Here is a 5,755-nt window from a genome sequence, read left to right on the forward strand (position 1 = left end):
CAAAACAAAACCCCAACTGCTTTCGCAATTGGGGTTTCGGAATTTAATCTTGACGATGACCTACTCTCACATGGGGAAACCCCACACTACCATCGGCGATGCATCGTTTCACTGCTGAGTTCGGGATGGGATCAGGTGGTTCCAATGCTCTATGGTCGTCAAGAAATTCGGGTACTGAGTCGTGGCCAGCTGGCCTCGCTTCAGCAAATTGGGTATGTGATAGATCGTGGTGTTTTGTGAGCGTCGAACTTTCGGTTCATTGCGTCTTCACACACCGCAATCTGGTCTCTCTCGAGTTCGCAAATTGCTTGGGTGTTATATGGTCAAGCCTCACGGGCAATTAGTATTGGTTAGCTCAACGCCTCACAGCGCTTACACACCCAACCTATCAACGTCGTAGTCTTCGACGGCCCTTCAGGGAACTCAAGGTTCCAGTGAGATCTCATCTTGAGGCTAGTTTCCCGCTTAGATGCTTTCAGCGGTTATCTATTCCGAACATAGCTACCCGGCAATGCCACTGGCGTGACAACCGGAACACCAGAGGTTCGTCCACTCCGGTCCTCTCGTACTAGGAGCAGCCCCTCTCAAATCTCAAACGTCCACGGCAGATAGGGACCGAACTGTCTCACGACGTTCTAAACCCAGCTCGCGTACCACTTTAAATGGCGAACAGCCATACCCTTGGGACCGGCTTCAGCCCCAGGATGTGATGAGCCGACATCGAGGTGCCAAACACCGCCGTCGATATGAACTCTTGGGCGGTATCAGCCTGTTATCCCCGGAGTACCTTTTATCCGTTGAGCGATGGCCCTTCCATACAGAACCACCGGATCACTAAGACCTACTTTCGTACCTGCTCGACGTGTCTGTCTCGCAGTCAAGCGCGCTTTTGCCTTTATACTCTACGACCGATTTCCGACCGGTCTGAGCGCACCTTCGTACTCCTCCGTTACTCTTTAGGAGGAGACCGCCCCAGTCAAACTACCCACCATACACTGTCCTCGATCCGGATAACGGACCTGAGTTAGAACCTCAAAGTTGCCAGGGTGGTATTTCAAGGATGGCTCCACGCAGACTGGCGTCCACGCTTCAAAGCCTCCCACCTATCCTACACAAGCAAATTCAAAGTCCAGTGCAAAGCTATAGTAAAGGTTCACGGGGTCTTTCCGTCTAGCCGCGGATACACTGCATCTTCACAGCGATTTCAATTTCACTGAGTCTCGGGTGGAGACAGCGCCGCCATCGTTACGCCATTCGTGCAGGTCGGAACTTACCCGACAAGGAATTTCGCTACCTTAGGACCGTTATAGTTACGGCCGCCGTTTACCGGGGCTTCGATCAAGAGCTTCGCGTTAGCTAACCCCATCAATTAACCTTCCGGCACCGGGCAGGCGTCACACCCTATACGTCCACTTTCGTGTTTGCAGAGTGCTGTGTTTTTAATAAACAGTCGCAGCGGCCTGGTATCTTCGACCGGCATGAGCTTACGGAGCAAGTCCTTCACCCTCACCGGCGCACCTTCTCCCGAAGTTACGGTGCCATTTTGCCTAGTTCCTTCACCCGAGTTCTCTCAAGCGCCTTGGTATTCTCTACCCAACCACCTGTGTCGGTTTGGGGTACGGTTCCTGGTTACCTGAAGCTTAGAAGCTTTTCTTGGAAGCATGGCATCAACCACTTCGTTATCTAAAAGATAACTCGTCATCAGCTCTCGGCCTTAGAATCCCGGATTTACCTAAGATTCCAGCCTACCACCTTAAACTTGGACAACCAACGCCAAGCTGGCCTAGCCTTCTCCGTCCCTCCATCGCAATAACCAGAAGTACAGGAATATTAACCTGTTTTCCATCGACTACGCTTTTCAGCCTCGCCTTAGGGACCGACTAACCCTGCGTCGATTAACGTTGCGCAGGAAACCTTGGTCTTTCGGCGTGGGTGTTTTTCACACCCATTATCGTTACTCATGTCAGCATTCGCACTTCTGATACCTCCAGCAAGCTTCTCAACTCACCTTCACAGGCTTACAGAACGCTCCTCTACCGCATCACTTACGTGATACCCGTAGCTTCGGTGTATGGTTTGAGCCCCGTTACATCTTCCGCGCAGGCCGACTCGACTAGTGAGCTATTACGCTTTCTTTAAAGGGTGGCTGCTTCTAAGCCAACCTCCTAGCTGTCTAAGCCTTCCCACATCGTTTCCCACTTAACCATAACTTTGGGACCTTAGCTGACGGTCTGGGTTGTTTCCCTTTTCACGACGGACGTTAGCACCCGCCGTGTGTCTCCCATGCTCGGCACTTGTAGGTATTCGGAGTTTGCATCGGTTTGGTAAGTCGGGATGACCCCCTAGCCGAAACAGTGCTCTACCCCCTACAGTGATACATGAGGCGCTACCTAAATAGCTTTCGAGGAGAACCAGCTATCTCCGAGCTTGATTAGCCTTTCACTCCGATCCACAGGTCATCCGCTAACTTTTCAACGGTAGTCGGTTCGGTCCTCCAGTTAGTGTTACCCAACCTTCAACCTGCCCATGGATAGATCGCCCGGTTTCGGGTCTATTCCCAGCGACTAGACGCCCTATTAAGACTCGCTTTCGCTACGCCTCCCCTATTCGGTTAAGCTCGCCACTGAAAATAAGTCGCTGACCCATTATACAAAAGGTACGCAGTCACCCAACAAAGTGGGCTCCCACTGCTTGTACGCATACGGTTTCAGGATCTATTTCACTCCCCTCTCCGGGGTTCTTTTCGCCTTTCCCTCACGGTACTAGTTCACTATCGGTCAGTCAGTAGTATTTAGCCTTGGAGGATGGTCCCCCCATATTCAGACAAAGTTTCTCGTGCTCCGTCCTACTCGATTTCATGACTAAGAGATTTTCGCGTACAGGGCTATCACCCACTATGGCCGCACTTTCCAGAGCGTTCCGCTAATCTCAAAGCCACTTAAGGGCTAGTCCCCGTTCGCTCGCCACTACTAAGGGAATCTCGGTTGATTTCTTTTCCTCAGGGTACTTAGATGTTTCAGTTCCCCTGGTTCGCTTCTTGCACCTATGTATTCAGTACAAGATAACCATCTTATGATGGCTGGGTTCCCCCATTCAGACATCTCCGGATCAAAGTCTGTTTGCCGACTCCCCGAAGCTTTTCGCAGGCTACCACGTCTTTCATCGCCTCTGACTGCCAAGGCATCCACCGTATGCGCTTCTTCACTTGACCATATAACCCCAAGCAATCTGGTTATACTGTGAAGACGACATTCGCCGAAAATTCGAATTTCTCAATTAAGAGAACTCACAAATTTTACCTTAGCCTGATCCGTTACCAGTGAAAGTAACGTTCAGTCTATCTTTCTATCACATACCCAAATTTTTAAAGAACGAACTAGTCAAAGACTAGAAATCAACATTCACCATCACAACGATGGAATGCTCATTTCTAAGCTTTATACAAACAGAAGCAGTAGTGGTGGAGCCAAACGGGATCGAACCGTTGACCTCCTGCGTGCAAGGCAGGCGCTCTCCCAGCTGAGCTATGGCCCCGTATTTCTACAGGCGTTTCCCACACAAAATTGGTGGGTCTGGGCAGATTCGAACTGCCGACCTCACCCTTATCAGGGGTGCGCTCTAACCAACTGAGCTACAGACCCAATTTCGGGCTGCTTCTTTCGTCTTCTTCAATGAATCAAGCAATTCGTGTGGGAACTTATGGAGCAGCTGATGTCGTCGATTAAGGAGGTGATCCAGCCGCAGGTTCCCCTACGGCTACCTTGTTACGACTTCACCCCAGTCATGAATCACACCGTGGTAACCGTCCTCCCGAAGGTTAGACTAGCTACTTCTGGTGCAACCCACTCCCATGGTGTGACGGGCGGTGTGTACAAGGCCCGGGAACGTATTCACCGCGACATTCTGATTCGCGATTACTAGCGATTCCGACTTCACGCAGTCGAGTTGCAGACTGCGATCCGGACTACGATCGGTTTTATGGGATTAGCTCCACCTCGCGGCTTGGCAACCCTCTGTACCGACCATTGTAGCACGTGTGTAGCCCAGGCCGTAAGGGCCATGATGACTTGACGTCATCCCCACCTTCCTCCGGTTTGTCACCGGCAGTCTCCTTAGAGTGCCCACCATAACGTGCTGGTAACTAAGGACAAGGGTTGCGCTCGTTACGGGACTTAACCCAACATCTCACGACACGAGCTGACGACAGCCATGCAGCACCTGTCTCAATGTTCCCGAAGGCACCAATCTATCTCTAGAAAGTTCATTGGATGTCAAGGCCTGGTAAGGTTCTTCGCGTTGCTTCGAATTAAACCACATGCTCCACCGCTTGTGCGGGCCCCCGTCAATTCATTTGAGTTTTAACCTTGCGGCCGTACTCCCCAGGCGGTCAACTTAATGCGTTAGCTGCGCCACTAAAAGCTCAAGGCTTCCAACGGCTAGTTGACATCGTTTACGGCGTGGACTACCAGGGTATCTAATCCTGTTTGCTCCCCACGCTTTCGCACCTCAGTGTCAGTATTAGTCCAGGTGGTCGCCTTCGCCACTGGTGTTCCTTCCTATATCTACGCATTTCACCGCTACACAGGAAATTCCACCACCCTCTACCATACTCTAGTCAGTCAGTTTTGAATGCAGTTCCCAGGTTGAGCCCGGGGATTTCACATCCAACTTAACAAACCACCTACGCGCGCTTTACGCCCAGTAATTCCGATTAACGCTTGCACCCTCTGTATTACCGCGGCTGCTGGCACAGAGTTAGCCGGTGCTTATTCTGTCGGTAACGTCAAAATTGCAGAGTATTAATCTACAACCCTTCCTCCCAACTTAAAGTGCTTTACAATCCGAAGACCTTCTTCACACACGCGGCATGGCTGGATCAGGCTTTCGCCCATTGTCCAATATTCCCCACTGCTGCCTCCCGTAGGAGTCTGGACCGTGTCTCAGTTCCAGTGTGACTGATCATCCTCTCAGACCAGTTACGGATCGTCGCCTTGGTGAGCCATTACCTCACCAACTAGCTAATCCGACCTAGGCTCATCTGATAGCGCAAGGCCCGAAGGTCCCCTGCTTTCTCCCGTAGGACGTATGCGGTATTAGCGTCCGTTTCCGAACGTTATCCCCCACTACCAGGCAGATTCCTAGGCATTACTCACCCGTCCGCCGCTCTCAAGAGAAGCAAGCTTCTCTCTACCGCTCGACTTGCATGTGTTAGGCCTGCCGCCAGCGTTCAATCTGAGCCATGATCAAACTCTTCAGTTCAAACATTTTTGGGTTTTTAAGAAACCCTAAACTTGGCTCAGCAATCGTTGGTTACATCTTTGATTTCTCGCGGAGTAACTTGTGATGCTGATAATCTTGTTGACTATCAGTCTGACTCCACAAGCACCCACACGAATTGCTTGATTCAGTTGTTAAAGAGCGGTTGGTTAAGATCTTTCGTCTCAACCGAGGCGCGCATTCTACAGCAGCCTCATTTGCTGTCAAGTGGTTACTTTCAGAAGTTTTCGAAGATTTCTTCAACAACTTCAACCACTTGCACTTGCGATCTCTCGTAAGCGGGAGGCGAATTCTACAGCGTTACACGCTGCTGTCAACACCTCTTTTTCAACTTCCTTTTGGCTTCGATGAACTGAAGCAACTTGCTGTCGAGAACTGCGTAACTCATTGTTTACCAAGGAGTTTTCCGTTTCGACTGCGCCGGAAGTGGGGCGAATTATAGACAGATATAATTCGCCGTCAACACCTATTTCAGACT

Annotated in this window: 1 protein-coding gene, 2 tRNA genes and 3 rRNA genes; all 6 read right to left on the reverse strand. The window is 50.8% G+C overall.

Going from position 1 to position 5,755, the window contains the following annotated elements:
* Window positions 1-47: 47 nt before the first annotated feature.
* Window positions 48-163: ribosomal RNA gene (rrf, locus tag BOP96_RS28965) — 5S ribosomal RNA — on the reverse strand.
* A 156-nt stretch (window positions 164-319) separates the two neighbouring features.
* A 23S ribosomal RNA gene (locus tag BOP96_RS28970) occupies window positions 320-3,211 on the reverse strand.
* A 247-nt stretch (window positions 3,212-3,458) separates the two neighbouring features.
* Window positions 3,459-3,534 (reverse strand) — tRNA-Ala (locus BOP96_RS28975).
* A gap of 30 nt (window positions 3,535-3,564) precedes the next feature.
* A tRNA-Ile gene (locus tag BOP96_RS28980) sits at window positions 3,565-3,641 on the reverse strand.
* An 81-nt stretch (window positions 3,642-3,722) separates the two neighbouring features.
* Window positions 3,723-5,259 (reverse strand): 16S ribosomal RNA (locus BOP96_RS28985).
* The 16S, 23S and 5S rRNA genes sit together here with 2 tRNA genes alongside, the layout of an rRNA operon.
* A gap of 266 nt (window positions 5,260-5,525) precedes the next feature.
* On the reverse strand, window positions 5,526-5,755 hold a 230-nt coding region (locus tag BOP96_RS30325), incomplete at its 5' end, for a hypothetical protein (protein ID WP_218189990.1).

Origin of the sequence: Pseudomonas sp. FSL W5-0203, from assembly GCF_001896155.1 — a bacterium.
Taxonomy (GTDB): domain Bacteria; phylum Pseudomonadota; class Gammaproteobacteria; order Pseudomonadales; family Pseudomonadaceae; genus Aquipseudomonas; species Aquipseudomonas paracarnis.